General features: G+C 62.3%; 23 protein-coding genes. 13 read left to right on the plus strand and 10 right to left on the minus strand.

Annotation, left to right across the window (positions count from 1 at the left end):
• From ABR948_RS13195 to ABR948_RS13220, 6 genes are all read right to left on the minus strand, one after another.
• A partial coding sequence (locus ABR948_RS13195; protein WP_490337840.1) for a mannitol dehydrogenase family protein occupies positions 1-465 on the minus strand: 465 nt, incomplete at its 3' end.
• Between the two features lie 10 nt (positions 466-475).
• Positions 476-1,672 carry a mannonate dehydratase gene (gene uxuA / locus ABR948_RS13200; RefSeq protein ID WP_428118241.1) on the minus strand — a complete coding sequence of 399 codons (1,197 nt, stop codon included), beginning with the start codon at positions 1,670-1,672 and terminating at the stop codon, positions 476-478.
• A 36-nt stretch (positions 1,673-1,708) separates the two neighbouring features.
• A complete protein-coding gene (locus ABR948_RS13205; RefSeq protein ID WP_428118297.1) occupies positions 1,709-2,440 on the minus strand; it encodes an amino acid ABC transporter ATP-binding protein in 732 nt (243 codons plus the stop codon).
• A 35-nt stretch (positions 2,441-2,475) separates the two neighbouring features.
• A complete protein-coding gene (locus tag ABR948_RS13210; protein ID WP_428118244.1) occupies positions 2,476-3,135 on the minus strand; it encodes an amino acid ABC transporter permease in 660 nt (219 codons plus the stop codon).
• Positions 3,132-3,797: an amino acid ABC transporter permease gene (locus ABR948_RS13215; RefSeq protein WP_428118246.1), complete on the minus strand. Its 666-nt coding sequence runs from the start codon at positions 3,795-3,797 to the stop codon at positions 3,132-3,134. Before ABR948_RS13215 ends, ABR948_RS13210 begins: the two co-directional genes overlap by 4 nt.
• Positions 3,798-3,843: 46 nt before the next feature.
• Positions 3,844-4,677: a substrate-binding periplasmic protein gene (locus tag ABR948_RS13220; protein WP_428118249.1), complete on the minus strand. Its 834-nt coding sequence runs from the start codon at positions 4,675-4,677 to the stop codon at positions 3,844-3,846.
• Positions 4,678-4,828: 151 nt separating this feature from the next.
• Between ABR948_RS13220 and ABR948_RS13225 the strand changes: the two genes are divergently transcribed.
• The 7 genes from ABR948_RS13225 to ABR948_RS13255 all read left to right on the plus strand — a co-directional run bounded on the left by ABR948_RS13225 (position 4,829) and on the right by ABR948_RS13255 (position 12,771).
• Positions 4,829-5,533: a GntR family transcriptional regulator gene (locus tag ABR948_RS13225; protein ID WP_428118252.1), complete on the plus strand. Its 705-nt coding sequence runs from the start codon at positions 4,829-4,831 to the stop codon at positions 5,531-5,533.
• A 362-nt stretch (positions 5,534-5,895) separates the two neighbouring features.
• Complete coding sequence (locus ABR948_RS13230; RefSeq protein ID WP_428118255.1) at positions 5,896-7,065, plus strand: amidohydrolase/deacetylase family metallohydrolase; 1,170 nt, start codon at positions 5,896-5,898, stop codon at positions 7,063-7,065.
• Positions 7,066-7,299: 234 nt separating this feature from the next.
• A complete protein-coding gene (locus ABR948_RS13235; RefSeq protein ID WP_428118258.1) occupies positions 7,300-8,904 on the plus strand; it encodes an ABC transporter substrate-binding protein in 1,605 nt (534 codons plus the stop codon).
• Between the two features lie 17 nt (positions 8,905-8,921).
• On the plus strand, positions 8,922-9,863 hold the full coding sequence (locus tag ABR948_RS13240; protein WP_428118261.1) for an ABC transporter permease: 942 nt from the start codon (positions 8,922-8,924) through the stop codon (positions 9,861-9,863).
• A 20-nt stretch (positions 9,864-9,883) separates the two neighbouring features.
• Complete coding sequence (locus ABR948_RS13245) at positions 9,884-10,783, plus strand: ABC transporter permease (RefSeq protein WP_428118301.1); 900 nt, start codon at positions 9,884-9,886, stop codon at positions 10,781-10,783.
• Between the two features lie 21 nt (positions 10,784-10,804).
• Complete coding sequence (locus ABR948_RS13250) at positions 10,805-11,794, plus strand: ABC transporter ATP-binding protein (protein ID WP_428118264.1); 990 nt, start codon at positions 10,805-10,807, stop codon at positions 11,792-11,794.
• Positions 11,791-12,771, plus strand: coding sequence for an ABC transporter ATP-binding protein (locus tag ABR948_RS13255; RefSeq protein WP_428118267.1), 981 nt, complete (start codon positions 11,791-11,793; stop codon positions 12,769-12,771). Before ABR948_RS13250 ends, ABR948_RS13255 begins: the two co-directional genes overlap by 4 nt.
• 194 nt (positions 12,772-12,965) lie before the next feature.
• Here ABR948_RS13255 and ABR948_RS13260 read toward each other — a convergent pair whose 3' ends face one another.
• Genes ABR948_RS13260 through ABR948_RS13275 form a run of 4 tightly spaced genes read right to left on the minus strand, consistent with a single transcriptional unit; the run spans position 12,966 to position 17,803 of the window.
• Positions 12,966-14,876: a flavin-containing monooxygenase gene (locus ABR948_RS13260; protein ID WP_428118270.1), complete on the minus strand. Its 1,911-nt coding sequence runs from the start codon at positions 14,874-14,876 to the stop codon at positions 12,966-12,968.
• Between the two features lie 11 nt (positions 14,877-14,887).
• On the minus strand, positions 14,888-15,661 hold the full coding sequence (locus ABR948_RS13265; RefSeq protein WP_428118273.1) for an SDR family NAD(P)-dependent oxidoreductase: 774 nt from the start codon (positions 15,659-15,661) through the stop codon (positions 14,888-14,890).
• On the minus strand, positions 15,651-16,310 hold the full coding sequence (locus tag ABR948_RS13270) for a TetR/AcrR family transcriptional regulator (protein ID WP_428118275.1): 660 nt from the start codon (positions 16,308-16,310) through the stop codon (positions 15,651-15,653). The genes ABR948_RS13265 and ABR948_RS13270 overlap by 11 nt, the downstream gene beginning before the upstream one ends.
• Entirely contained in the window at positions 16,307-17,803 is a 1,497-nt protein-coding gene (locus tag ABR948_RS13275) for an AMP-binding protein (protein ID WP_428118278.1), read from the minus strand. The genes ABR948_RS13270 and ABR948_RS13275 overlap by 4 nt, the downstream gene beginning before the upstream one ends.
• 171 nt (positions 17,804-17,974) lie before the next feature.
• Here ABR948_RS13275 and ABR948_RS13280 point away from each other — a divergent pair, with 171 nt between their 5' ends.
• The 6 genes from ABR948_RS13280 to ABR948_RS13305 all read left to right on the plus strand — a co-directional run.
• Positions 17,975-19,234: an ABC transporter substrate-binding protein gene (locus ABR948_RS13280; protein WP_428118280.1), complete on the plus strand. Its 1,260-nt coding sequence runs from the start codon at positions 17,975-17,977 to the stop codon at positions 19,232-19,234.
• 98 nt (positions 19,235-19,332) lie between these two features.
• On the plus strand, positions 19,333-20,235 hold the full coding sequence (locus ABR948_RS13285; RefSeq protein WP_428118283.1) for a branched-chain amino acid ABC transporter permease: 903 nt from the start codon (positions 19,333-19,335) through the stop codon (positions 20,233-20,235).
• Positions 20,232-21,257, plus strand: a complete 1,026-nt coding sequence (locus ABR948_RS13290) for a branched-chain amino acid ABC transporter permease (protein ID WP_428118286.1) — start codon at positions 20,232-20,234, stop codon at positions 21,255-21,257. Before ABR948_RS13285 ends, ABR948_RS13290 begins: the two co-directional genes overlap by 4 nt.
• A 1-nt stretch (position 21,258) precedes the next feature.
• A complete protein-coding gene (locus ABR948_RS13295) occupies positions 21,259-22,017 on the plus strand; it encodes an ABC transporter ATP-binding protein (RefSeq protein WP_428118288.1) in 759 nt (252 codons plus the stop codon).
• Positions 22,014-22,730 (plus strand): ABC transporter ATP-binding protein, encoded by a 717-nt coding sequence (locus ABR948_RS13300; RefSeq protein ID WP_428118291.1) that lies wholly within the window; start codon positions 22,014-22,016, stop codon positions 22,728-22,730. Before ABR948_RS13295 ends, ABR948_RS13300 begins: the two co-directional genes overlap by 4 nt.
• Before the next feature lie 642 nt (positions 22,731-23,372).
• Positions 23,373-23,753, plus strand: a 381-nt coding sequence (locus tag ABR948_RS13305) for a molybdopterin-dependent oxidoreductase (protein WP_428118294.1), incomplete at its 3' end; no start/stop codon positions are given.

Raw genomic sequence — 23,753 nt, forward strand, 5'->3', positions numbered from 1 at the left:
GAGGTCATGCTGGATATCGACATCCGCTTCATTGAGGGCGCGGGTGGCCGGATCGTAGTGATAGCCTTTCTCCGTCACCGTCAGGCTGACGACAGCGACCGACGGCCGGCAAAGGGTTTCGATCAGCGTGGCCGGATTCTCCGGGGCGACCAAGATGTCCTGCAGGCTGCCGATCACACGCAGGGTCTCCGTCTCCGCCCGCAGATTGAGCGTGTAGAGATACTCCTGCGCCTGCAGCGCGTCGCGCGTATCGGGACTGCGCAGGCTCGCACCGACGATGCCCCAGCGCCTGTCGCCGCCTGCCAGGACATCTTCCGTATAGACCGCCTGATGCGCGCGATGAAACGCGCCGATACCAAGATGCACGATGCCCGTGCTGATGACCGAGCGATCGTAAGCCGGCCTGGCCACGTTGGCCGGCAGTGCTGACAGGCTTGCCGTTGACAGGCGCTGACGGGGGGACAACTGGCGGTTCCTAGATCGGAAAGCCGTGCTCGGCTGCGAGCGCCGTCATGACGCCGCGGATTTCCGCCAAACCCCGCATGCGGCCGATGGCGGGATAGCCGGGATGGGTCGCCTTGCCGACATCATCCAGCAATTCGCGGCCGTGGTCGGGGCGGAACGGAATGCGCCAGTTCGCTTCGCCGGCGTCGCGCCGGCGTTTTTGTTCGCTCAGCAGCGCCTTGACGACGCCGACCATGTCATTGTCGCCGCCCAGATGATCAGCCTCCATGAAGGAACCGTCCTCTTCCTTTGCAACATTGCGCAAATGAACGAAATGGATGTTCGAAGCAAAGCGCCGCACCATGACAGGGAGATCGTTGGCATAGCTGGCGCCGAGCGAGCCGGTGCAGAAGGTCAGGCCGTTTGACGGTGAGGGAACGGCATCCAGAATGAACGCGATATCCTCGGCGTTGCTGCAGATGCGGGGCAAACCCAGCAGCGGCCGAGGTGGGTCGTCCGGGTGGATCGCCATGCGGATCCCGACTTCTTCTGCGGTCGGAATGATCTCGCGCAGGAAATGCGCAAGGTTTTCGCGCAGGCGAACCCGGTCGATGCCACGATAGCGCGCCAGCATCGCTCTCAATTCCTCGATGTCGTAGCGGTCGAAGGCGCCGGGCAGGCCGGCCATGATGGCTCCGAGCAGCCGGCGCTTGTCATCTTCGGTGGCCTTGGCGAACCAGCACTTCGCGTGGTCGAGAACCTCGGCGCTGTAGTCGATATCCGCGCCGTCGCGTTGCAGCATATAGCAATCGAAGGCCGCAAATTCATGCGCGTTGAAGCGGAGCGCGTTGCCGCCGCCGGGGAGCGGAGCGCGCAGCTGTGTCCGCGCCCAATCGAGCACGGGCATGAAATTATAACAGATCGTCGTGACGCCATGCCCCGCGAGATTGCGCATCGATTGGCGATAGGTGTCGAGCAGTTCCGTCAGGTCGCCTTCGCCGAGCTTGATACGCTCGTGGATCGGCAGGCTTTCCACCACGCTCCAGCGCAGACCGAGGTTACTGTCAGCTTCGATCACGCGCTTGCGTTCGGCGACTGCATCCGATGACCAGAGTTCACCGGTCGGGATATCGTGCAGCGCCGTGACGATGCCGGTCGCGCCAACCTGGCAGACATGCGACAAAGTGATGATGTCGTTCGGGCCCCACCAGCGCCAGGTCTGTTCCACGTTATTTATTCCTTTCAGCGTGTCGTTGCGCCGGTCTCAGCCGTTCCAGCCGAGATGGCCCAGAAAATCCCGTGTCCGCTCGACGGTCGGGGCTTCAAAGATTTGCTGCGGCGGCCCTTGTTCGAGCAGTTGCCCGCGTTCGAACACCACGACCCAATTGGCGACGCGTCTTGCAAAGCTCATTTCGTGGGTGACGACGATCATCGTCATGCCTTCCTCCGCGAGGTTGCGCATCACGTTCAGCACTTCGCCGACGGTTTCAGGATCGAGCGCCGAGGTCGGCTCGTCGAACAGCATGACATGCGGCTCCATGGCGAGCGCCCGGGCGATCGCCACGCGCTGCTGCTGACCACCGGAGAGGTTGGCGGGATAATTCGCGGTCTTGTCGGCCAGCCCGACCTTGGTCAGCAGGGCCAGCGCGCGCGTCTTGGCTTCTTCGGCGGCCATCTTCTTGACGGTGGTCAATCCGATGGTGACGTTCTCGAGCGCGGTCTTGTGCGGGAACAGCTCGAAGCTCTGAAACACCATCCCCATCCGCTGGCGAATCTGGCGGATATCTGAATCCTTGGTTGGCAGCGGCCTGCCTTCGAAGCGGATTTCACCGCCGTCGATCGTCTCCAGCGCGTTGGTGCATCGGAGCAGGGTCGATTTGCCGGAGCCGGAGGGGCCGATCAGGCAGACAACCTCGCCGGCATTGACATGCAGCGAGACGCCGTCGAGCGCGATGAAGCTGCCGTAGCTTTTGCGGACATTTTCATAGACCAGCATCGGCGGCTTGTCGGCATTCTTGCGGGCGAAAGCGGTCATTCCCGCACTCCATATTTCCTGTGAATCCAGTCGACAATCTTGGCCTGCGGATAACCCAGCACCCAGTAGATCGCGGCCATTGCCGTCAGCATCTCCAGCACCCGGAAGCTCTGGGAGCGGATCTGCATCGCGGTATGTGCCAGCTCGCCGACGGCGATCACCGAGACCAGCGAGGTATCCTTGAACAGCGAGACCCAGGTGCTGGCGAGGATCGGCAGCACGCGCCGCCAGGCCTGCGGCAGCACGATCTGGCGAAACACTTCCGACCGGCTCATCCCAAGCGCCAGTCCGGCTTCGGACTGTCCCTTGCGGATGGAATTGATGCCCGAGCGGAAGGTCTCGGAATTGTAGGCCGAGACGTTCAGACAGAGCGCGACGAGGCCGGTGGTAAAAGGCGGCAGACCGAAGCCGGTCAGCACCGGCATGACATAGAAAGCCCAGTAGACCAGCAGCAGCAGCGGCAGATTGCGAAACAGTTCGACGAATCCCGTCGCGAACAAGGCGATCGGCTTCAGGCGCGAATTGCGCATCAGCGCCAGCACGATACCGCCGGGCACCGCGATCACCATGGTCAGCGCGGTCAAAAGGATGGTGACGAGCGCGCCTTCGAACAGCAACCAGCGGCTTTGCCAGACGATGGACCAATCGAGCTTCATGAGCGGCCCAGATGCGCGACGCGGCCATAGAACCAGTCGATCAGGCGTGTGACAGGAAAGATCAGCAGGAAGTAGATCACCATCACTGTGGTGAAGACCTCGATTGGCCGGTAGCTCTGGCCGGCCACGGTTTCAGCCTGACGCATCAGTTCCGGCACCGCGATGACGGCGGCGATGGCGGTATCCTTGATCGTGACCGACACGATCGAGCCGAAGGCCGGCAGCATCCGCACCGTCGCCTGCGGCAACAGGATTTTGCGGACGATTTGGGCGCCCGACATCCCGATGGCGAGGCCCGCTTGGATCTGTCCCTTGCGAATGGAGGTGATTCCGGCGCGGATCACCTCGGCAACATAGGCGGCGACGTGGATCGTGATGCCGATCAGGGCCGCCCAGAACGGATCGAAGCTGTGGCCGGAAATAATCGGGACCGCGAAATAGATCCAGACCAGCACCACGAACACGGGAATGGCGCGCATGGAATCGATATAGAAAACCAGCAGCACGCGCAGCCAGCCGGGGCCGTACATCCGGCCGAGCCCGACGGCCAGACCCAGCACGAAGCTGCAAACCACCGCCGCGACCGAGAGCAGGATCGTCAGGCCAAGGCCAGAGGCGATGAAGCGCCAGCTGTCGATCAGGGGTGAGAAGTCCAAATCCATGGTGCGGCCAACGATCGGTCAGGGCGGGAGCGCGCCGGCGGGCTCGCTACATCTTGTCGATGATGTTGGTTTCTTCAGCGGTCAATTCCGGCTGCATGCGTGCCTCGACGGCTTTCAGCCACGCGAAGAATTCAGGCTGGTTCTTGTCGATGGCGGAGCCGATGTCGGTGCCCATTTCCTTGCTGTCCTGGCAATTGTTGCCCTCCGGCAGCGCCTTGAGACCCCTGACCTTCTTGTTGAGTGCAATCCAGGGAATTCGGTTGATCGGCGTTACATCGGCGCGCTTGCCCATGATCTCTTCCACCGGCGCCGCCGTGCCGGCGGTCGAAACACCGCGCAGCGTCGCGTTCGGAAAACGGGTCTTGACCCAGTGCTCCTCGCCACCGCCGGTGTAATAGGCGACGACCACGCCTTCCTTGTTGAATTCATCAATGCTCTTGGCGTTGGCAACCCTGGGGTTGTCTGCCCGGCCGAACATGCACAGGCTGGTCGCGGAGTAGGTGATGAAATCGATCACCTTGAGGCGCTCCGGCGTGACCGACAGCGGCGAGATCGTCATGTCGACCTGATTGGAGGCCAGCACCGGCACCTTGGTCTCATGCGAGACCGCGACCGGTTGCAGTTTCACGCCGAGCAGGCGGGCATATTCCTTGGCGAGCGTCCAGCCGGGGCCGGACCATTGTTCGCCGCTGCCGCTGGTGTTCTCGACCAGCCATGGCGGGTTGGCGAGCACCCCGACCCGGAAAACGCCGGCCTTCTGGATCGCCTGGACCCGCGGGCTGCCGGTGGGCACGGCTTCGTCGGCTTTGACCGGCGCAGCCGAAGTGGCGATGCAGGCGGCAAGGGCCAGCGCAAGCACATTGCTTCCAAATGACGGCATCAAATCCTCCCGGTTGATCTGTTGCGACGGCTTTATTTTTAAAAGCTCGGACGATCGGCCGGCGACGATCGGAGCATGGACATCGCAAAGGTATACTTGTATACAAGATACTGTCAAGGCCGCTTGAAGCGGCCATGCGAGGAGAGACATGATGCAGCAGAGGCGGACTCTGCCTCGGCCTGGCGCGACACCCGCCAGTGCGGCAACGATCTACGAAACCATCCGAACCGATATCGTCCGCATGAGACTGCGCCCGGGCGAAAGGCTCTCGGAAAACGAACTCGGTATCCGCTTTCGGACCAGCCGCACGCCGGTTCGCGAGGCGATCGTCCGGCTGGTCGATGATGGGTTGATCGAGGTCTGGCCGCAACGCGGCACCTTCGTCAGCCGTATCTCGCTCAAGGCCATCAAGCGCGCGCGCTTCGTCAGGAGCGCGCTGGAACTCGGCATCATCCGCGAGGCCGCTGAGCGAGGGCTGCCCGAGACGGCGTTCATGGAGGCCGAGCGTGCCATCGCCGAGCAGCGAGAGGCCGGAAACGATCCGAACCGCTTTACGGATGCGGACGACAAGTTCCACCGCACCTTTGCCAATGCGATCGGATACGGCGATATCTGGTCGATCGTCGAGAGCCAGAAGACCCAGTTTGACCGTATCCGCTTTCTCAGCCTTCCCGACGTGACGCCGGTTGATTTTCTGATCGTCCAGCATCGCGCCATCCTCGATGCCGTCAGGGCTGGGGACGCCGAGGCTGCGGAGAAAACCCTGCGTGCGCATCTTTCGATCGTGGTCGAGACGACGATTGCGTTGATGCGCACCAATCCTGATCTCATCAACGATGATGTTGACGAAAATTAGCGGAACTGCTGACCTGCGTGTCAGGGTCCTGGATTCCCGGTTTGGTGGCGCGAAACTTGCTAGCATGGGGCATGTTGGGCTTGCGCGTGCCGGCTTCCGGCCGCGGCGCGGCCGAGAGCGAGCGGCCGAGAGAGAAGAGAGATGTCGACATATTCATTTTCCGAAAGCACGATCGACACATGAGCCGCATTCTCCGCATTGACACGGCCCGGCCCGGATCGATCCAGAGCAGCGGCGATCGCATGCGCGGGATCTAGAGATGCTTGATGCGCCAAATCTGATGCGCCACGCGCCGCAACGCCTGATGCTGCGCGACTGACGCGCTCTCACCGTTTCCTTCACAGTCACATTCGGAGATGACAATGCCTTTCGATTTGGTCCTGCGCGGCGGTCGGGTGATCGACCCCTCCCAGAAACTCGATGCCGTGACGGACGTCGCCTTCGCGGCCGGCAAGGTGGTCACGATCGGAAATGCGCTCAAGGTTGATCCGGGAACCGAGGTGCGCGACGTGTCGGGTTACATCGTTACCCCGGGCCTGATTGATCTGCACACCCATGTTTATTGGGGCGGCACCTCGATCGGCATCGATGCCGAGGAGTTCTGCCGCACCTCCGGCGTCACCACGGCGGTCGACACCGGCAGCGCCGGGCCGGGTAATTTCGCGGGCTTTCGCAAGCACGTGATCGAGCCGAGCGAGGTTCGCATTCTCGCCTATCTGCATGTCTCGCATGCCGGCATCTACGGTTACTCGAATCGGGTCATGGTCGGCGAGAGTGAAGAACTCCGGCTGATGAATCCGATCGACGCCGTCACGGTCGCGGATCTCAACCGCGACCTTATCGTCGGCATCAAGGTGCGGGTGGGCCGCCATTCCTCCGGCACCTCGGGGATCGTGCCGCTGCAAATCGCGCTGGAGGTCGCCGAGGAAGTCGGCATGCCGCTGATGGCGCATATCGACCATCCGCCGCCGAGCTACGAGGAGGTGGTCTCCCTGCTGCGTCCAGGTGACGTTCTCACCCACGCGTTCCGGCCGTTTCCCAATTCACCTGCCACCGCGCAGGGCACGGTGAAAAAGGTGGTGCTGGAGGCGCGCGAGCGCGGGGTATTTTTCGACATCGGCCACGGCAAAGGCTCGTTCGCTTTCAAGACCGCGCGGGCGATGCTCGCCAACGGCTTCTATCCGGATACCATCTCCTCGGACGTCCACATCCTGTGCATCAATGGTCCAGCCTTCGATCAGGTGACGACCATGTCCAAGTTCCTGTGCATGGGCATGCCGCTCCCCGATGTGGTCGCGGCTTCGACGGTCAATGCGGCGATGGCGCTGCGGCGTCCCGAACTCGGCAGCCTCAAGCCGGGGAGCGTCGGAGACGCCACCCTGATCTCTATCAAGGAAGGCCAGTTCGATTATGTCGACGTCGTCGGCGAGCACCTGACCGGCGACCGCAAGATCGTGTCCGAAGGCGTCGTGATTGGCGGTCGCTGGTGGTATCCGAAACAATCGTCGAAATTCAAGCAGCTCGCCGGTTGAGCCGGCCGTAACCTGATATGATCCGCTCGAAGGGGGATCGCGAAATGCCTTTTCCGTCGGGATAGTGGTGGCGCAGCGGGTTCGTACTGGCATACCATTTGCAAGCAAAAGGAACTGTTCCCCATCGGTCTGACCCGCTCGTTTGACCTCGTTTGACGCCGAACCCTCGGCGAAGGAAATGGGCGCAATCGCCACAACAATTCGAGACCCAACAATTCGAGACTGGAGAGCTCTATGGATCGCAGGACTCTGTTGAAAGGATTGACCGGGGTAGGCAGCCTGGCGGCGACGGGCGGGCTTTCGATGCCGGCCCTTTCCCAAGGTATCGAGGCGCGCACCCTGCGCTTCGTACCGCAGGCGGATCTTGCGAATTTCGATCCGATCTGGGGTACTCAGTATGTGGTGCGCAACGCCGCCGCGCTGGTGTGGGACACCCTCTACGGCATCGACGCCACGCTGAAGCCGCAGCGCCAGATGGCCGAGGCCGAGGAAGTTTCCGATGATGGGCTGGTATGGACTTTCCGGCTGCGGCCAGGGTTGAAGTTCCACGACGGCGAGCCGGTGCTGGCCAAGGATGTGGTGGCGAGCCTGGCGCGCTGGTCGGCGCGCGATCCCATGGGGCTGATGATCAAGGCGATCCAGAACGATCTTGTCGCCGTCGATGACAGGACCGTCAAATGGTCGCTGAAGCAGCCTTATCCGAAGATGCTGTTGGCGCTCGCCAAGAACAATTCGCCGTGCACCTTCATTATGCCCGAGCGCATCGCCAAGACCGACCCATTCAAGCAGATCACCGAATATGTGGGCTCGGGCCCGATGAAATTCGTCAAGAGCGAATGGGTACCCGGCGCCAGGTCGGTATTTGAGAAGTTCGCCGATTACATGCCGCGGCAGGAGAAGTCGTCCTGGCTCGCCGGTGGCAAGCAGATGCTGCTCGACCGCATCGAATGGGTGGTGATTCCGGACCCTGCCACGGCGGCGGCCGCACTGCAGAACGGCGAAATCGACTGGTGGGAGAATCCGATCGCCGATCTCGTGCCGCTGCTCAAGAAAAACCGTAACGTCAGCGTCGATATTGCCGATCCACTCGGCAACATCGGCGTGTTCCGCATGAACCACCTGCACCCGCCGTTCAACAATGTGAAGGCGCGGCGCGCCATTCTGATGGCGATGAGCCAGGAAGACTACATGCGTGCAATCGTCGGGGATGATACCGCGCTCTGGAAGCCGTTGCCGGGTTACTTCACGCCGGATACGCCGCTTTACTCCGAAGAGGGCGGCGAGATCCTTAAAGGCAAGCGCGATATCGAAGGCGCCAAGAAACTCCTGGCCGAGAGCGGCTATTCGGGCGAGCCGGTCTCGTGCATCGTCGCGCAGGATCAACCGATCACCAAGGCGCAGGGCGATGTCACCGCGGATCTGTTGAAGAGGCTCGGCATCAATGTCGACTTCGTCGCGACCGATTGGGGTACGGTCGGTTCGCGCCGCGCCCAGAAGTCGCCTCCGGGCCAGGGCGGCTGGCATATGTTTCATACCTGGCACGCCGGCGCCGACTGTCTCAATCCCGCCTCCTACACCGGCATTCGCGGCAATGGCGACAAGGCGTGGTGGGGCTGGCCCAACAGCCCGGCCGTTGAAAAGGAAGTCGCGGCATGGTTCGATGCCAAGAGCCTCGATGAAGAGAAGGTCGCGGTCGGCCATCTCAACAAGGCGGCGCTCGATGACGTCATCTATGCGCCGACCGGATTCTTCCTGAGCTACACCGCGTGGCGCAAGAACGTCTCGGGGATCGCGAAAGGGCCGTTGCCGTTCTTCTGGGGCGTGTCGAAGACCGCATGACGGTGCAGTGAACCCAAATGGTTTCGTATATTCTCCGACGTATTCTCGCGACGGTGCCGGTGATGGCGATCGTCGCGTTTTTCGTCTTCAGTCTGCTCTACATCGCGCCGGGCGATCCGGCCGCTGTGATCGCGGGCGATCAGGCTAGTCCTGCCGACGTGGAGCGTATTCGCCAGAGCCTCGGCCTCGACCGGCCGTTTCTGGTCCAGTTCGGAAGCTGGCTCTGGCACATCCTGCACGGCGATCTCGGTACCTCGATTTTCACCAGCCTGCCGGTCTCGTCCCTGATCGCGCAGCGGATCGAGCCGACGCTCTCGCTGATGGCGATCACCCTCGTCCTCACGATTGTCGTCGCTGTGCCGCTCGGCGTGGTGGCGGCATGGAAGGCGGGAAGCTGGGTGGACCGGACCATCATGACGTTCGCCGTGTTCGGTTTCTCGCTCCCCGTCTTTGTGGTCGGATACCTGCTCGCCTACGTGTTCGCGCTGCAGTTCGAATGGCTTCCGGTGCAGGGCTACACGCCGTTTGCCAAAGGTTTCTGGCCATGGCTGCAGAGCCTGATCCTCCCGTCGATCGCGCTCGGCTGCGTCTACATCGCGCTGATCGCGCGCATTACCCGTGCGTCCATGCTTGAGGTGCTGCAGCAGGATTACATCCGCACCGCCCGCGCCAAGGGCCTGGGGCAGCGCAGCATCCTGTTCGTTCATGCGCTGAAAAACGCCGCGGTTCCGATCGTAACGGTGATCGGTCTCGGCATCGCCCTGCTCATTGGCGGTGCGGTGGTGACCGAAAGCGTGTTCGCTATACCGGGCCTTGGCCGGCTGACGGTCGACGCGATTTTGCGCCGCGACTATCCGGTGATCCAGGGCATCGTGCTGTTGTTCAGCTTCCTCTATGTGCTGATCAATCTGATGGTCGACGTCACCTACACCCTGGTCGATCCGAGGATCCGCTATTGACCGTTTCGACCACCAGTCCGATGCAGATCCCCCCGGGCCTTGTCATCGCCCAGCAACTGCCGGACCTGCTGTTGCCGTCGAAAGTCCGGCGCGGCGTCGTTGGCTTCCTGCGCAACAATCCGACGGTGGCGATTGGCGGCGCGTTGCTGCTCTGCCTCGTACTGGTTGGGATCTTTGCGCCCTATCTCGGGACCGTCGATCCGACCGCGATCGCGCCCGCCAAGCGTACGCGCGCGCCGTCCGCGGACTTCTGGTTCGGCACCGACCTGTTGGGCCGCGACATCTATTCGCGCGTGCTCTACGGGGCACGGGTCTCGCTCACTGTGGGTCTTTCGGTAGCCGCACTGGCGTCGCTCGCCGGCCTCGCCATCGGCCTGGTCTCGGGTTTTGTGCGGTGGGCCGACAGCGTCATCATGCGCTTCATCGACGGGCTGATGTCGATCCCGCCGATCCTGCTTGCCGTCGCGCTGATGGCATTGACGCGCGGCAGCGTCGGCAACGTCATCCTGGCTATCACCGTCGCCGAAATCCCGCGCGTTTCGCGTCTGGTGCGCGGCGTCGTGCTGTCGCTGCGCGAGCAGCCCTATGTGGACGCGGCCACAGCCTCCGGCACGCGGACGCCGATGGTCATCCTGCGGCACATCCTGCCCAACACGCTGGCGCCGATGCTGGTCCAGGCAACCTATGTCTGCGCCAGCGCCATGATCGTGGAGTCGATCCTCTCCTTCATCGGCGCCGGCACGCCGCCGACCATTCCGTCCTGGGGCAACATCATGGCCGAGGGCAGGGCGCTGTGGCAGGTAAAGCCCTACATGGTGTTCTTTCCCGCCGCGTTCCTGTCGGTCACTGTGCTCGCCGTCAATCTGGTCGGCGACGGCCTGCGTGACGCGCTCGATCCACGCATGGCCAAGAGCCTATAAAGCAGGTGAGGCTCTGATCCGATGGCATTGCTCGAAGTCCAGAATCTGCAGACCCATTTCCGTACCCCCGAGGGTATCAACCGCGCCGTCGACGGCGTTTCCTTCCATGTCGACGAAGGCGAGACGCTGGCCATCGTCGGTGAGTCCGGCTGCGGCAAGTCGGTCACCGCGATGTCGCTGATGCGGCTCATTCCCGAGCCGCCGGGCAAGATCGCGGGCTCGGTCCGCTTCCAGGGCAAAGATCTGCTGCAGCTTTCCGACCGCGAGATGCGCGCGATCCGCGGCAATGACATTTCGATGATCTTCCAGGAGCCGATGACGAGCCTCAATCCGGTGCTGACCGTCAGCCGTCAGATTGGCGAGACGCTGCGGCTGCATCAGGGTCTGGACAAGCAGGCCGCGGAGGCACGCGCGATCGAGATGCTGACACTGGTCGGTATCCCGGAGCCGGCGCGGCGCGTGCATGAATATCCGCATCAGCTCTCCGGCGGCATGCGCCAGCGCGTGATGATCGCGATGGCACTCGCCTGCAACCCCCAGCTCCTGATCGCCGACGAGCCGACCACGGCGCTGGATGTCACGATCCAGGCGCAGATCCTGCAGTTGATGCTGGACCTCAAGCGCCGCGTCGGTGCGGCGATCGTTCTGATCACCCATGATCTCGGCGTGGTCGCCGAAATCGCCGAGCGTGTCATGGTCATGTATGCCGGCCGCAAGGTTGAGGAGGCGCCGGTGGCCGAGCTGTTTCGTTCTCCCCGTCATCCCTATACACAGGGCTTGCTCGGTGCCGTGCCGAAGCTCGGCTCCTCGCTCACTGGCGCGGCGCGGCGTCTCGCCGAGATTCCCGGGCAAGTACCCAGCCTCAAGAAGCGGATCGACGGCTGCGTCTTTGCCGGGCGGTGTTCACTGGCTACCGATCTCTGTCGCGAGGTCGCGCCGGGTCTCGAGGAGAAGGGTCCCCGCCACATCGCCGCCTGCCATTACGCGTCCAAGGACGCGGCCGCGGCATGAGTGGTCCGCTGCTCCAGGTCAACGATCTCAAGAAGCATTTTCCGGTCCGCGGCGGGCTGTTCAGCCGCAACTCCAACTGGGTCCATGCCGTGGACGGCGTGTCGTTCGAGGTCGAACGTGGCGAGACCCTGTCTTTGGTCGGCGAATCCGGCTGCGGCAAGTCAACGGTTGGCCGCGCCATCCTGCGCCTGTTCGACATCACCGCCGGCCAGATCGTGCTGGATGGCCAGCGTATCGACGAACTCTCGCCCGATAGGCTGCGCAGCATGCGCCGCCGAGTCCAGGTGGTGTTCCAGGATCCGTTCTCCAGTCTCAATCCGCGGATGCGTGTGCGCGAGATTCTGGCCGAGCCGATCCGCAATTTCGGCCTCGCCAAATCTTCGGCCGATGTCGAGGCCCGGGTTGCGGCGCTGATGGACACCGTGCGCCTGCCGCGCGACGCGCTGGATCGGCGGCCTCACGAATTCTCGGGCGGTCAGCGCCAGCGCATCTGCATCGCACGGGCGCTCGCGGCGGAACCCGAATTGATCGTCTGCGACGAGGCGGTCTCGGCGCTCGACGTCTCGGTCAAGGCGCAGATCGTCAACCTGCTGCAGGATCTGCAGCGGGAGTTCGGCCTCGCGCTGCTCTTCATCAGCCATGATCTGGCGATCGTCGAGCACATGACGCATCGTGTCGCGGTGATGTATCTCGGCAAGATCGTCGAGATGGCGCCGAGGCAGCAGATCTTCACCGCGCCGAAACATCCCTACACCAAGGCGCTGCTCTCGGCCGTGCCGGTACCGGAGCCGGGCGCCGTCCGTAATCCGATCATCCTGAAGGGCGACGTGCCGAGCCCGATCAATCCACCCAGCGGATGCCGCTTCCACACAAGGTGTCCCTACGTGTTCGATCGCTGCCGGACCGAGGAGCCGGAGCTTCGATCGACGGGAAATGGTCAGTGGGTGGCGTGTCATCTCGAAGCGCTGCCGGAATAGCCGGGACCGGTTCGGTGATCGACGTTAAGCGCGGCATCCCCGAATGCGCGCCGAACAAGCCGGAGGCGCATTCGACGACACTTTGATCACCGTATTTTTTGGCCGCAATGGCGACGCGCTATTGCTGGCGAGTGCTGATAGATCAGCGCGCCAATGCCAATGCCGACGTCAAGACACCGCGGCACTCATCGATGTCATGCCATGGTCTGCCGGTATTGGCTCAAATCGGGATCGTGGGTCATCGCCCAGTAATCCACGAACCGCCAGGGCATTGCCGAAAACACCCGGCCTTGCCTGTTGCGGTAGTAGGTCGTCATGCCCGGATGGCTCCAGATCAACTGCTCATGCTCGGCATCGACCTGGCGTATATATCGATCATGCGCCTCCCGGCTCACGTCAATGGCGGCAATGCCGTGTTCGATCATCTCGACGATGCAGGCGCTGATGTAGCGGCTTTGGCATTCCGACTGGAAGATCACACTGCCGCCGTGTGCTGGACCGGAATTGGGGCCGAGCATGACGAACAGATTCGGAAAGTTCGGTACGGTGAGGCCAAGATAGGCGGTCGGGTTGTCGTTGGCCCAGGTCTGCTTCAGATTTTCCCCGTCGCGCCCGGTGATGTTGAGACGCGCCGCCATCTCCGAAACCTTGAAGCCGGTCGAGATCACGATGATATCGGCCGGCCGCAATTTACCATCCGTCGTGACAATGCCATCGCGCGCGAAATGGTCGATCCTGTCCGTGACCAGCTCGACATTCGGCTTGATCAGCGTCTTGAACCAATTATTGTCAAGCAGGATACGCTTACCATAGGGCGGGTAGGTCGGTACGCACTTCTCGACCAGATCGGGGCGGTCCTTCAGTTCGGAGCGGATGAAATCGGTCAGCTCCTGGCGATGCCGATCGTTGTTCTTGTTGACCGCACGATCGGGGTAGGGCCATGCGGGGTCCTTGCGCAGGAAGGGCAACAACCCGTCGCCATAGCGCCAGAACATGTTGAAGCGATACCATTGCACGTAAAAAGGCAGATGCGCGAGCAGCCATTGCGCACCGTCGGAGATGGGATCGGAATATCCCGCAACCGGGCGCGACCATTGCGCGGTGCGCTGATAAACCGTGACCGAGGCCACCTGATCGGCGATTGCAGGCACCAGCTGCATGGCGGTCGCGCCGGTGCCGATGACGGCGACGCGCTTGCCGTCGAGCTTGATATCATCGGACCACAGCGCCGAGTGCAGCGTCGTGCCGTTGAAGTTCTCTTCGCCCTCGAAATGCGCGGGCGCCGGATCGTTGAGCTGTCCGATCGCGCTGACGAGAATCGTCGACTCAAACAGCTCTTCGCCTTTCCCGGTCCTGAGCGCCGAAATCCAGCACCTCCTGCTCTCGTCCCAATGCGATGACGTCAGCTCCGTATTGAGGCGCAGATGGCTGCGGATATCATGTTCGAGTGCGACCTTTTTGAGATAGTCGAGCAATTCCTGCCGCTGCGCAAAATAGCGCGTCCACGGATTTCGTTTGCCGAACGAAAATGAATAGGAGTGGTTGGGCGTATCGACGCCGCAGCCGGGATAGCGGTTGACGTACCAGGTGCCGCCGAGTTCGTCGTTCTTTTCGACAATCGTATAGGGGATGCCGAGCCGCCCGAGCGCAACGCCGAGTGCGATCGAACAAACGCCGGCGCCGACGATCAGCACATGGTGTTTGGCCAGCAGGTCGCCGGACGGCGGCGTGGTCCAGCGCGGGTCGCGGCAAATGAATCCCATCTCCTCCCGCATCAGCGGCGCATATTCCGGCGCGACATTTTCGCCGAGTGTTGCGCGCATCATCCTCAGCATCAAATCATTGCCGGGGTCGGTAATGACCGGCTTGGGGGCGCCGCTGGCGAAAAGCTGGACCACCGCGGTGCGGATTTCGCGCTGGATCTCCGGCGGCAGGCCGGCCTGCGGATCGGGGATCAGGCGAACGTCGCGTTGTGGCCGGTACGGCGGCTCGAGCCAGCGCTCGTCGCCGGTCATATGCATCAGCACCATCAGCAGAACGCGGATATCGCCTTCGTCGATGGCCGACGGCAGATCGAACTCCTTGCGTGGCGTTTCGATGTTCATGGCCGTGTCCTCTAGACCTCGGGCGTTTCCGGCAGTCCGCCATAGGCAGCCCATGTGCTGCCGGCGATGAATCCGGCGTCGACCGGCAGATTGATTCCGGTGACGCCGCTGCTCGCGGGCGAAAGCAGCCACGCGATGGCTTGCGCGACTTCCATCGGCTCGACCAGCCGGTTCAGGGCGGTGGGCCGTGCCAGCAGATCCTTGCTCAGGGCGCCCGAGGCGATGGCCGCCTCGAGCGCGGCGGTGCGGGTGAACCCAGGCGATACCGCGTTGACCCGCACGCCGCTGCGGCCCCAATCGGCCGCGAGTGTTTGCGTGATTTGAATGACACCGGCCTTTGCCGCCGTGTAGGCGTGGATCGGTCCGGACGTCATGCCGGCGATGGAGGCGACGTTGACAATGGCGCCGTTTCGTCGTCTGGCCATGCGCTCGCCGACGCTGCGAGCGACCAGAAACGTGCCGCGCAGGTCGATATTGATCTCACGGTCCCACTGCTCCATCCGCACGCGCCCGATTCTGTGCATCCTGCCGAATACGCCGGCGGCATTGACCAGGCCGGTGATCGGCCCATGCGCGGCTTCGATATCGGCAACGCCGGCGACGACGTCGCTTTCGCTCGCAACGTCGAACGGGGCGGGCCACAGAATGGCCGGCGTTGCCACCAGTGGTTCCGGAGCGATATCGACAATCACGACGCGCCGGCCCTGGTCGGCGAGAAGTGTCGCGGTCGCAGCGCCGATCCCGCGGCTGCCGCCGGTGACGAGAACGGTACCGTCAACGTTCATGGCCGGTTCCTTCGTCCGGGGGAGCGAACAGCCCGCGCGTAATCAATTTCTGGTAGGCCGAGATGATGTGGTCCGGCACCGTGGTGACCTTGCCGCCGGAAAAGGAGTAGCGCCGGCTGAGATAGCCGCGCGCGCCCATCAACATGTGGACGATGGCCTCGAATTCCTCATCGCTGAAATCGTTGATCGCGCCGGCAAACCGCGCGCGTCGCAGGATCCGGACATAGGCTGTCGAGATATTGTCGAGATGCTTCTGATAGCCGATCGGTGCGAAGAATTCGGCTTCGTTGAGGATGCGCAGAAATTCCGGGACCTCGCGGATGAAATCGAAGAACGCGGTGAAGCGTTCGATTTCCTGCCGTGCGGCATCCGCCGTCCCGGTGCGTTCTCGGATGAACCCGACCATGTCGAGGCCGATCTTCGGCAGCAATTGATCGAGCAGTTCCTGGCGGTTTTCGAAATGATTGTAGAAGGTGCCTTGCGCGACCCCCGCTTCCTCGGTGATGCGGGCGACGGAAGCATCGGCATAGCCGTATCTGCCGACGATTTTGGTGGCGGCGTCGAATATCCTGCGCTTGGTCCAGGCGTTGCGCTCGGCGCGGTTGAGCTTTGCGACCTTGCCGGCGGCGGTTTCGGATACCTGCGTCATGCGTTGGCCTCAAGTTCGGCGCGCAGCACACGCTTGAGCACTTTTCCCGAAGGATTGCGCGGCAGGCTGTCGCGGATGACCAATTGCTTCGGCAGCTTGAAACCGGCGAGCCGGGTGCGGCAATGGTTGATCAACTCGGGAAAATCGAGCGCGGCACCGTCGGCCGGAACCACGATCGCGACCGGCCTTTCGCCCCAGCGCTGGTCGGCAATGCCGATCACGGCGACCTCGCGCACCTGCGGCATTTCGTAGATCACGCGCTCGACCTCGGAAGAGGCGATGTTTTCTCCGCCGGAAATGATCATGTCCTTCTTGCGGTCGGTAAGATAAAGGAAGCCTTCTTCGTCGAGATACCCGACGTCGCCGCTACGAAACCAGTCACCGAAGAACGCTGCCGCCGTCTTGTCTGGATCTTTCCAGTAACCTTGGGTGATCTTCGGGCCGCGCAGGCAAATCTCGCCGTTCTGGCCGGGCGCAAGGCGATTGCCGGAATCGTCACGAATCTCGATCTCAACATGGGCGATGGCACGGCCGGTCGAGCCGATCTTTTCGATCTCGCGGCCGGCTTCCATGAAGGTGTCGCCGCCGCAGGTCTCGGTCAGGCCGTAGGCGTCGATGTAACGGGCATTGCTGAAATACTCGGAAAAGGCGCGGATGCGCGCCTCCGGCGTCTTCTCGCCGCCGCCGATCGCCCAGCGCAGACTGGAGACGTCGTAGCGGTCGCGGTGGGGGCAGGTGAGGATCGCGGTGGTCATCACGGGCGCGAGCCATGCGGCATTCAGTTGCTCCGCTTCAATCGCGGCGAGCGCCTGCTCGGGTTCAAAATGACGCTGGATCGAGAGCAGGCCGCCATGCCAAAGCACCGCAACGCCCGGCAGATCCAGCGCGCCGACATGGTAGAGCGGGCCGACGACCAATAGCCGGGTGTCCGCGTTCAGTCCCAGCGCCAGCGTCTGATCGGCCGACTTCCAGTAGATATTCTCATAAGAAAGCATCACGCCCTTGGGCCGGTCCGTGGTGCCGGAGGTGTACATCAGCCGCAAGAGGTCGCGCGGTTGTCGCGGCTGCATCGGTGCGGGCGTAGCGTCCGGCGCCAGACGCGTAATGTTCGATTGCGCGGCTTCGTCGAGCAGCACGACCGGGACGTCGGCCGCGGCGATGCCGGCCAGTTCTTCGTCCGCGATCAAAATCCGCGCCCCGGAATTGCCGACGATATAGCCGACCTCGGCGGCGGTAAGCCGAAAGTTGATCGGCAGAAACACCGCGCCGATATGGCTCACCGCAAAAGCCAGTTCGAGGAATGCCGTGCTGTTCTTCATCAGCGCCGCGACGACATCGCCGGCACCGATCCCGCGCGACGCCAGCCAGCCCGCCGCTTGTCGGATGCGCCGGTCGAAATGCTCATAAGAGATGTCTTCACCGCGGTATTTCAGCGCGCAGCGATCGGGAGTCCGTCGCGCATGAAATGCAATGAAGCTCGATAAATTGATCATTTGCTGCTCAAGCGCCGGTTTCCGGCAGCGTTTCTATCATTTATGAATTCTGACTCGTAATTCATATTTGGCTTGACGTCACCCCCTTTGCTCTGAAATCCTTGGGAAATGGAGACGACACGATCTCCGTTAAGGGAAGTTCAGGGGATACGACCGGACAGGGAGGGGAAATTGACCAGAATCCGCAAACCGGGCCTCAGCCGCCGCTCGACCTTGGCGCTGATCGGCGCCGGCGCAGCGACATTCGCGGCGCCATGGGTGGCGCGCGCGCAAGCCAAGACCATCAAGATCGGAATGCCGACGATCTTGTCGGGCCGCGTGGCGCAACTCGGAACCTCGTCGCGTAACGCCGTGCTGCTGGAGATCGACAAGGTCAACGCCGCTGGCGGGCTCGCCGGGCGGCAGGTCGAGATGGTGATCCGCGATTCCAAGGGCCAGCCGCAGGAAGCCGCCCGCATCGCGCGTGAACTGGTGAACACCGACGGTTGTGAGATGCTGCTCGACGGCGAGGCATCATCGGGTTCGTTCGCGGTGCATGAAGTCGCACGCGATCTCGGCGTGCTCTGCATTCACACCTGCTCGGAAGCATCCTCGCTGACCGCCGATCCCAAGCAGCATATTCCGAACGCGTTCCGTTCGGTACGCCAGGGCATTCACGATTCCATCGTCGGCGGCAGCTATGCCGCGGCAATAGCGAAGGCAAAGGGCTTGAAGAAATGGGCGACCTGTTCGCCCGACTACGCCTATGGCCGCGATACCACCGGCGAGTTCACGCTGTATCTGAAGCGTTTTGCTCCCGACGTCGAGATCATCAGCGATTCCTGGCCGAAGCTGTTCCAGCCTGACTATACCGAAGTCGTCACGAAGATCCTGCAGGCGAAACCGCAGGCGTTGTATTCCTGCCTGTGGGGTGGCGACCTTACCTCCTACATCGATCAGGCCAACATCTACGCGATGTTCAGCCAGATGGAAGTGTTTGCCGTCAACATGGCCGACTACACCGCATTGACGGTCGTGAAGAACCTGCCGAAAGGCATTCACTCCGGCAACCGCTACATCAAGACGTTCCCGGCGACGCCTGAAAACGCCGCCTGGGGCGATGCCTACAAGGCGAAGTACAACGAGTACCCCACCAATTGGTCGTGGCAGAACGCCACCGCGGTGATGCTGCTTGCCGAAGCCGTCAAGAAAGCCGGCTCTGCCGACGGCAACAAGGTGGCCGATGCATTGCGCGGCCTGACCATCAAGTGCCCGTTCGGTGCCGACGGCACCGTCACGATGCGGGCCGAGGATCAGACCCTGATCGGCTATGCGATCGGATGGGGCACCACGATCTCGCAGGAGCCTTACGTGCCGCAGGTCCAGGCCGGCGACTGGAAGACCATTCTTGAACTCGAGGCCGAGTGGAAGAAGAGCAAAGGCTACACCTGAAATCGGCGATAGCGGCGGCGGCGCAGGCTGTTTCCGCTATCCGCCAGAACGGCTTTTTGCGCCGGGGCAATCCCGGCGCGCCTTGATGGATATTTGCCTTGGACCTTGATGCGCTCACCGGCTGCCTCGCCAGTCCCGCTTGCCTGGTGACGCAAACCACCAGTGGTTTCATCATCGGTATGCTGCTGTTTCTTGTCGCGGTCGGACTGACGCTGATCTTCGGCGTGCTCAAGATCGTCAATTTCAGCCATGGCGCCTTCTATATGTTCGGCGCCTATTTCGCGATGACGGCCTATCAGGTGTCGGGCAGCTTTGCGCTGGCAATGCTGTGTGGCGCGCTGGGCACCGCGGTCCTTGGCCTGGTCTTCGAGCGGGTCTTCATGAGCCGGGTCTACGGCGCCGATGTCCTGATGCAGCTTCTGGTCTGCTACGCCTTTGTGCTGATCTTCGACGACGTTGTGCGGATGGTATGGGGTCCGGAATTCAAGTCGATGGGAATGCCGGCCGCGTTCCAGGTGATGCCGCTGTTCATCGCGGGCGGCGTGGTGCCGCCTTATTATCTCCTGCTGATCGGCGTCGCGCTGGCGATGGCCGTGATCCTGGGCGTCGGGCTGGCCCGTAGCAGGATCGGCAAGGTGATCCGGGCGGCGGCGCATAATCCGGGGATGGTTTCCGCGCTCGGCATCAACCCCGGATTGATCTATGGCGGCGTATTTGCGCTTGGCTGCATGCTGGCGGGCCTTGCCGGCGCGCTCGCGGCGCCGGTGCGATCGCTGACGCCCGGCATGGGATTTTCGGTGCTGATCGAATCCTTCATCGTCACCGTGATCGGCGGCATGGGCTCGATCCTCGGGGCGCTGATCGGCGCACTCCTGATCGGCTTGATCCGCTCGTTCGGGTCACTCGGCTTTCCGCTGTTCACCGAAGGCCTGATGTACCTGTTCATGGTGATCGTGCTGGTGACACGGCCGACCGGGCTGTTTGGCAAGGAGGTCGCATGACCGAATTGCGGGCTGTTCAAACCGGCGGGTCCCTGAGCGTTCCGCGCGTCGAGACCTGGTCGCAGCGCGCGCGTTCTCTCGACGCCCTGATCGCACTGACGGCGTTCATCGTACTGGCCCTCCTGCCGTCGTTCTTCGGCAGCAAGGCGCTGCTTGATTTTGTGATCCGCTGTTCGGCGTTCGGTCTGTTCGCGACCTCGCTCAATCTGCTGGTCGGCTATACCGGCATGATTTCGTTCGGGCACGGCATGTTTTTCGGCATCGGCGCCTACAGCTTCGGCCTGCTGATGCAACGCGCCGGCGTATCAATTCCGGTGGCCTTCGTCGCGGCGTTGCTGATCACCGCCATCGCGGCCGCCATCATCGGCGCGATCTGTGTGCGACTGAAGGCGATCTATTTCGCTTTCGTCACGCTGGCGTTCCAGATGCTGATTCACAGCACAATCCTGGCCTGGGCCTCCCTGACCGGCGGCGATCAGGGACTGCGCGGCGGTATCCCACGTCCCGTATTCCTCGGCGTCGATCTGTCGAACCATCTGCATCTTTATGTCACGAGTTGCGCGTTGCTGGTGCTGGGCCTGTTGCTGATGCGCCAGATCGCGCAGTCGCCGTTCGGCTATACCTTGCGCATGATCCGCGACAACGCCAACCGCGCGAGCTTTGTCGGTATCGACGTCTGGCGCGCCAAGCTGACGGTATTCGTGCTGGCGGCGATGTTTGCCTCGGCCGGCGGCATCGTGATGGCGCTGTTCGTGTCGGGGGCCTATCCCGAATTCGCCTATTGGACGATTTCCGGTGAGGGCATCTTCATCAACATGCTCGGCGGCGTCACCACCTTCCTGGGCCCGATGGTCGGCACCGTGCTGCTGCTGACCCTGAACGACACCGTCACCCGGCTGACCGACTATTACGGCATCGTGCTGGGCATCGTGATCCTGTTCTTCGCGATTGGTCTGCGCAAAGGCCTGATGGATTTCGCGGTCGGGTGGTACACGCGGTGGCGCGAGCGGGAGCACGGCTAGCATGCTCGAAATCCGCGGTCTTTCGAAATCCTTTGGCGGCGTCAAGGCGACGGACGACGTCTCGCTCGATTTCGCTGACGGCTCGCTGAGCGCGGTGATCGGTCCCAACGGCGCGGGCAAGAGCACATTCTTCAATCTGATCACCGGTGCGCTGAAACCCGACGCCGGAAAGATTCTGCTCGACGGCATCGATTTGGCCGGACGATCGCCGCCCGATATCGTTCGCTGCGGCATCGGCCGGGCGTTCCAGGTGGCGAGCATTTTTCCCTCGCTGACCGTACAGGAGACCATGCTGGCGGCGGTGTGCGTCGACCAGGGACGCGCCGGCGTGCTGTATCGGCGGTTTCCGCTGGCGGAAACCCGCGACCGCGCCGAACACGCGATGGAGTTGCTCGGGCTGGCCGACAGGCGCGGCCGGACCGCGGCGACGTTGTCGCATGGCGACCAGAAGCTGCTGGATATTGCACTTGCCTTGGTGCTCGATCCCAAGGTGCTGTTGCTGGACGAGCCGACTGCCGGCATGGGCACAGAGGAGCGCTGGCGGATGATCGACAAGATCCGCGAACTCTGGGAGAAGCAGAAGATCACCGTCGTGTTCATCGAGCATGACATGGATATCGTGTTCAAGATCGCGCCGTCGATCGTCGTGCTCTGTTACGGTCGCATTCTGGCGAGCGGCCCGCCCGACGAGATCCGCCGCAACGCAGCGGTCATCGAGGCCTATCTCGGCACCGAATACCACACCGAGGCTGCGATATGAGCGGGCAACCCGTCGTCGAGGTCAGGGATCTCGACGTTTATTACGGCACCAGCCAGATCCTGTTCGGGGTCGGCTTTTCGGTGCGGCAAGGCGAAACCATGGCGCTGCTCGGCCGCAACGGCGCTGGCAAGTCAACGACCATGAAGGCGATCATGGGGCTTGCGCCGGCGCGGCGCGGCAAGGTGATCCTGCGCGGCCGTTTGGTCTCTGGAATGAAGCCGCATCGGATCGCGCGCGCCGGCCTTGGCTTTGTGCCGGAAGACCGCCAGATTTTTCCCGAGCACACGGTCGAGGACAATCTGGTCATCGGCCAGAAAAAGGGGCCCGACGGCCAGGACGACTGGTCGATCCGGCGCATTTATGATGTGTTCCCGCTGCTGGAGCCGCTGCGCCACCGGATCGCGGGCAGACTGTCAGGTGGCGAACAGCAGATGCTCGCGATTGCGCGTACGCTGATGGGCAATCCTGCGCTCTTGCTGCTCGATGAACCGAGCGAGGGGTTGGCGCCGATCATCGTGCAGCGGATCGGCGAATTATTGAAGCAGCTGCGCGGAAACGGCGCGACCGTGCTGGTCTCCGAGCAGAACATGCATTTCTGCCTGGGTCTGGCGAGCCACGCCACCGTTATCGACAAGGGGCAGATCGTCTACTCGGCGACGATCGAAGACCTGAAAGCAAACGATGCCGTTCGCCGTCGTTATCTGGCCCTGTAGTGGGTATTCACGTGCCGCCTGACGTCCTCTATCCGTGCGTAGTCCCGAAAACGTGCGAGATATCGCTGCGTCAGCACGATCGAAAGTTGTTTGTCCAGCTCTGCTATTCTGACCACGAATTGTGCCGAGCTCATTGTCTGATCATCTCCCGCGAAATTTGTCACCGCGCGATGCTCCATTATAAGGCAGGCGTTGATATTCGGGCTGTTGCATACTCCTGAGGTGGACCAGAGCGAAAGCCGGATCCACCTCACTGGAGAGCCAGCTCCGTGAGTCGTGAGGGCCGGTGCTGATAGCGCCGGCCCTCTGCTTTTTCACCCGGCGAATTGAAGCGTGCACGCGGAGTTATTTCTCGAAATCGAAAAACGCGTCGGTGCTCGGTTCTTATTTTTTCCAGGGAATGGCGTACGAGAACAACGAATTCAGTCCGACGGGTGTCGCCGCCGCGCCTGGAACAAGCCATCGGAATTATCTATTGAAGGAACAGGCCAACTGATTTGCCGGAACTATAGCGCAAGCGGCATAAAGCTTGCGCTAAACATCCCCGATGGGGCACGATAGGCAAGCTGCGGAACTCATGCACCCAACGAGAAACCGAACGCTGAATTTTGACGGGCCAAAGCCCTTAACAGGAAGATACCGGTGAACTCAGGTCACATCGGATCAGAAACGAGAACGCCGGGATTTTGCGCCTTATGCAAGTCCCGCTGCGGTTCGATTATGGTGACGCGTGAGGGTCGTTTCGTTGGCCAGGAACCATATCCGGAACACCCCACCGGCAAAGCGCTGTGTGTGAAGGGGCTTGCCGCGCCCGAGATCATCTACAACAAACAGCGTCAACTCTATCCGCTGAAGCGAACGCGGCCCAAGGGCGACAAGGATCCGGGTTGGAAACGGATCACATGGGATGAAGCGCTCGACAGGACGGCTTCTGAACTTGACCGGATTCGTTCCGAGTCTGGTCCGGAGGCGATTGCCTTTGGCCTGACGACTCCGAGCGGTACGCCGATATCGGATGACATC

This window comes from Bradyrhizobium sp. (assembly GCF_050014615.1).
In the GTDB taxonomy this organism is placed as follows: Bacteria; Pseudomonadota; Alphaproteobacteria; order Rhizobiales; family Xanthobacteraceae; genus Bradyrhizobium.

Excerpts from the sequence above, each read along its gene's own strand:
- ABR948_RS13205 (WP_428118297.1), bottom strand. The coding sequence starts at position 2,440 with ATGCTGGTCTATGAAAATGTCCGCAAAAGCTACGGCAGCTTCATCGCG.
- ABR948_RS13210 (WP_428118244.1), bottom strand. The coding sequence starts at position 3,135 with ATGAAGCTCGATTGGTCCATCGTCTGGCAAAGCCGCTGGTTGCTGTTC.
- ABR948_RS13215 (WP_428118246.1), bottom strand. The coding sequence starts at position 3,797 with ATGGATTTGGACTTCTCACCCCTGATCGACAGCTGGCGCTTCATCGCC.
- ABR948_RS13220 (WP_428118249.1), bottom strand. The coding sequence starts at position 4,677 with ATGCCGTCATTTGGAAGCAATGTGCTTGCGCTGGCCCTTGCCGCCTGC.
- ABR948_RS13225 (WP_428118252.1), top strand. The coding sequence starts at position 4,829 with ATGCAGCAGAGGCGGACTCTGCCTCGGCCTGGCGCGACACCCGCCAGT.
- ABR948_RS13230 (WP_428118255.1), top strand. The coding sequence starts at position 5,896 with ATGCCTTTCGATTTGGTCCTGCGCGGCGGTCGGGTGATCGACCCCTCC.
- ABR948_RS13235 (WP_428118258.1), top strand. The coding sequence starts at position 7,300 with ATGGATCGCAGGACTCTGTTGAAAGGATTGACCGGGGTAGGCAGCCTG.
- ABR948_RS13240 (WP_428118261.1), top strand. The coding sequence starts at position 8,922 with ATGGTTTCGTATATTCTCCGACGTATTCTCGCGACGGTGCCGGTGATG.
- ABR948_RS13245 (WP_428118301.1), top strand. The coding sequence starts at position 9,884 with ATGCAGATCCCCCCGGGCCTTGTCATCGCCCAGCAACTGCCGGACCTG.
- ABR948_RS13250 (WP_428118264.1), top strand. The coding sequence starts at position 10,805 with ATGGCATTGCTCGAAGTCCAGAATCTGCAGACCCATTTCCGTACCCCC.
- ABR948_RS13255 (WP_428118267.1), top strand. The coding sequence starts at position 11,791 with ATGAGTGGTCCGCTGCTCCAGGTCAACGATCTCAAGAAGCATTTTCCG.
- ABR948_RS13260 (WP_428118270.1), bottom strand. The coding sequence starts at position 14,876 with ATGAACATCGAAACGCCACGCAAGGAGTTCGATCTGCCGTCGGCCATC.
- ABR948_RS13265 (WP_428118273.1), bottom strand. The coding sequence starts at position 15,661 with ATGAACGTTGACGGTACCGTTCTCGTCACCGGCGGCAGCCGCGGGATC.
- ABR948_RS13270 (WP_428118275.1), bottom strand. The coding sequence starts at position 16,310 with ATGACGCAGGTATCCGAAACCGCCGCCGGCAAGGTCGCAAAGCTCAAC.
- ABR948_RS13275 (WP_428118278.1), bottom strand. The coding sequence starts at position 17,803 with ATGATCAATTTATCGAGCTTCATTGCATTTCATGCGCGACGGACTCCC.
- ABR948_RS13290 (WP_428118286.1), top strand. The coding sequence starts at position 20,232 with ATGACCGAATTGCGGGCTGTTCAAACCGGCGGGTCCCTGAGCGTTCCG.
- ABR948_RS13295 (WP_428118288.1), top strand. The coding sequence starts at position 21,259 with ATGCTCGAAATCCGCGGTCTTTCGAAATCCTTTGGCGGCGTCAAGGCG.
- ABR948_RS13300 (WP_428118291.1), top strand. The coding sequence starts at position 22,014 with ATGAGCGGGCAACCCGTCGTCGAGGTCAGGGATCTCGACGTTTATTAC.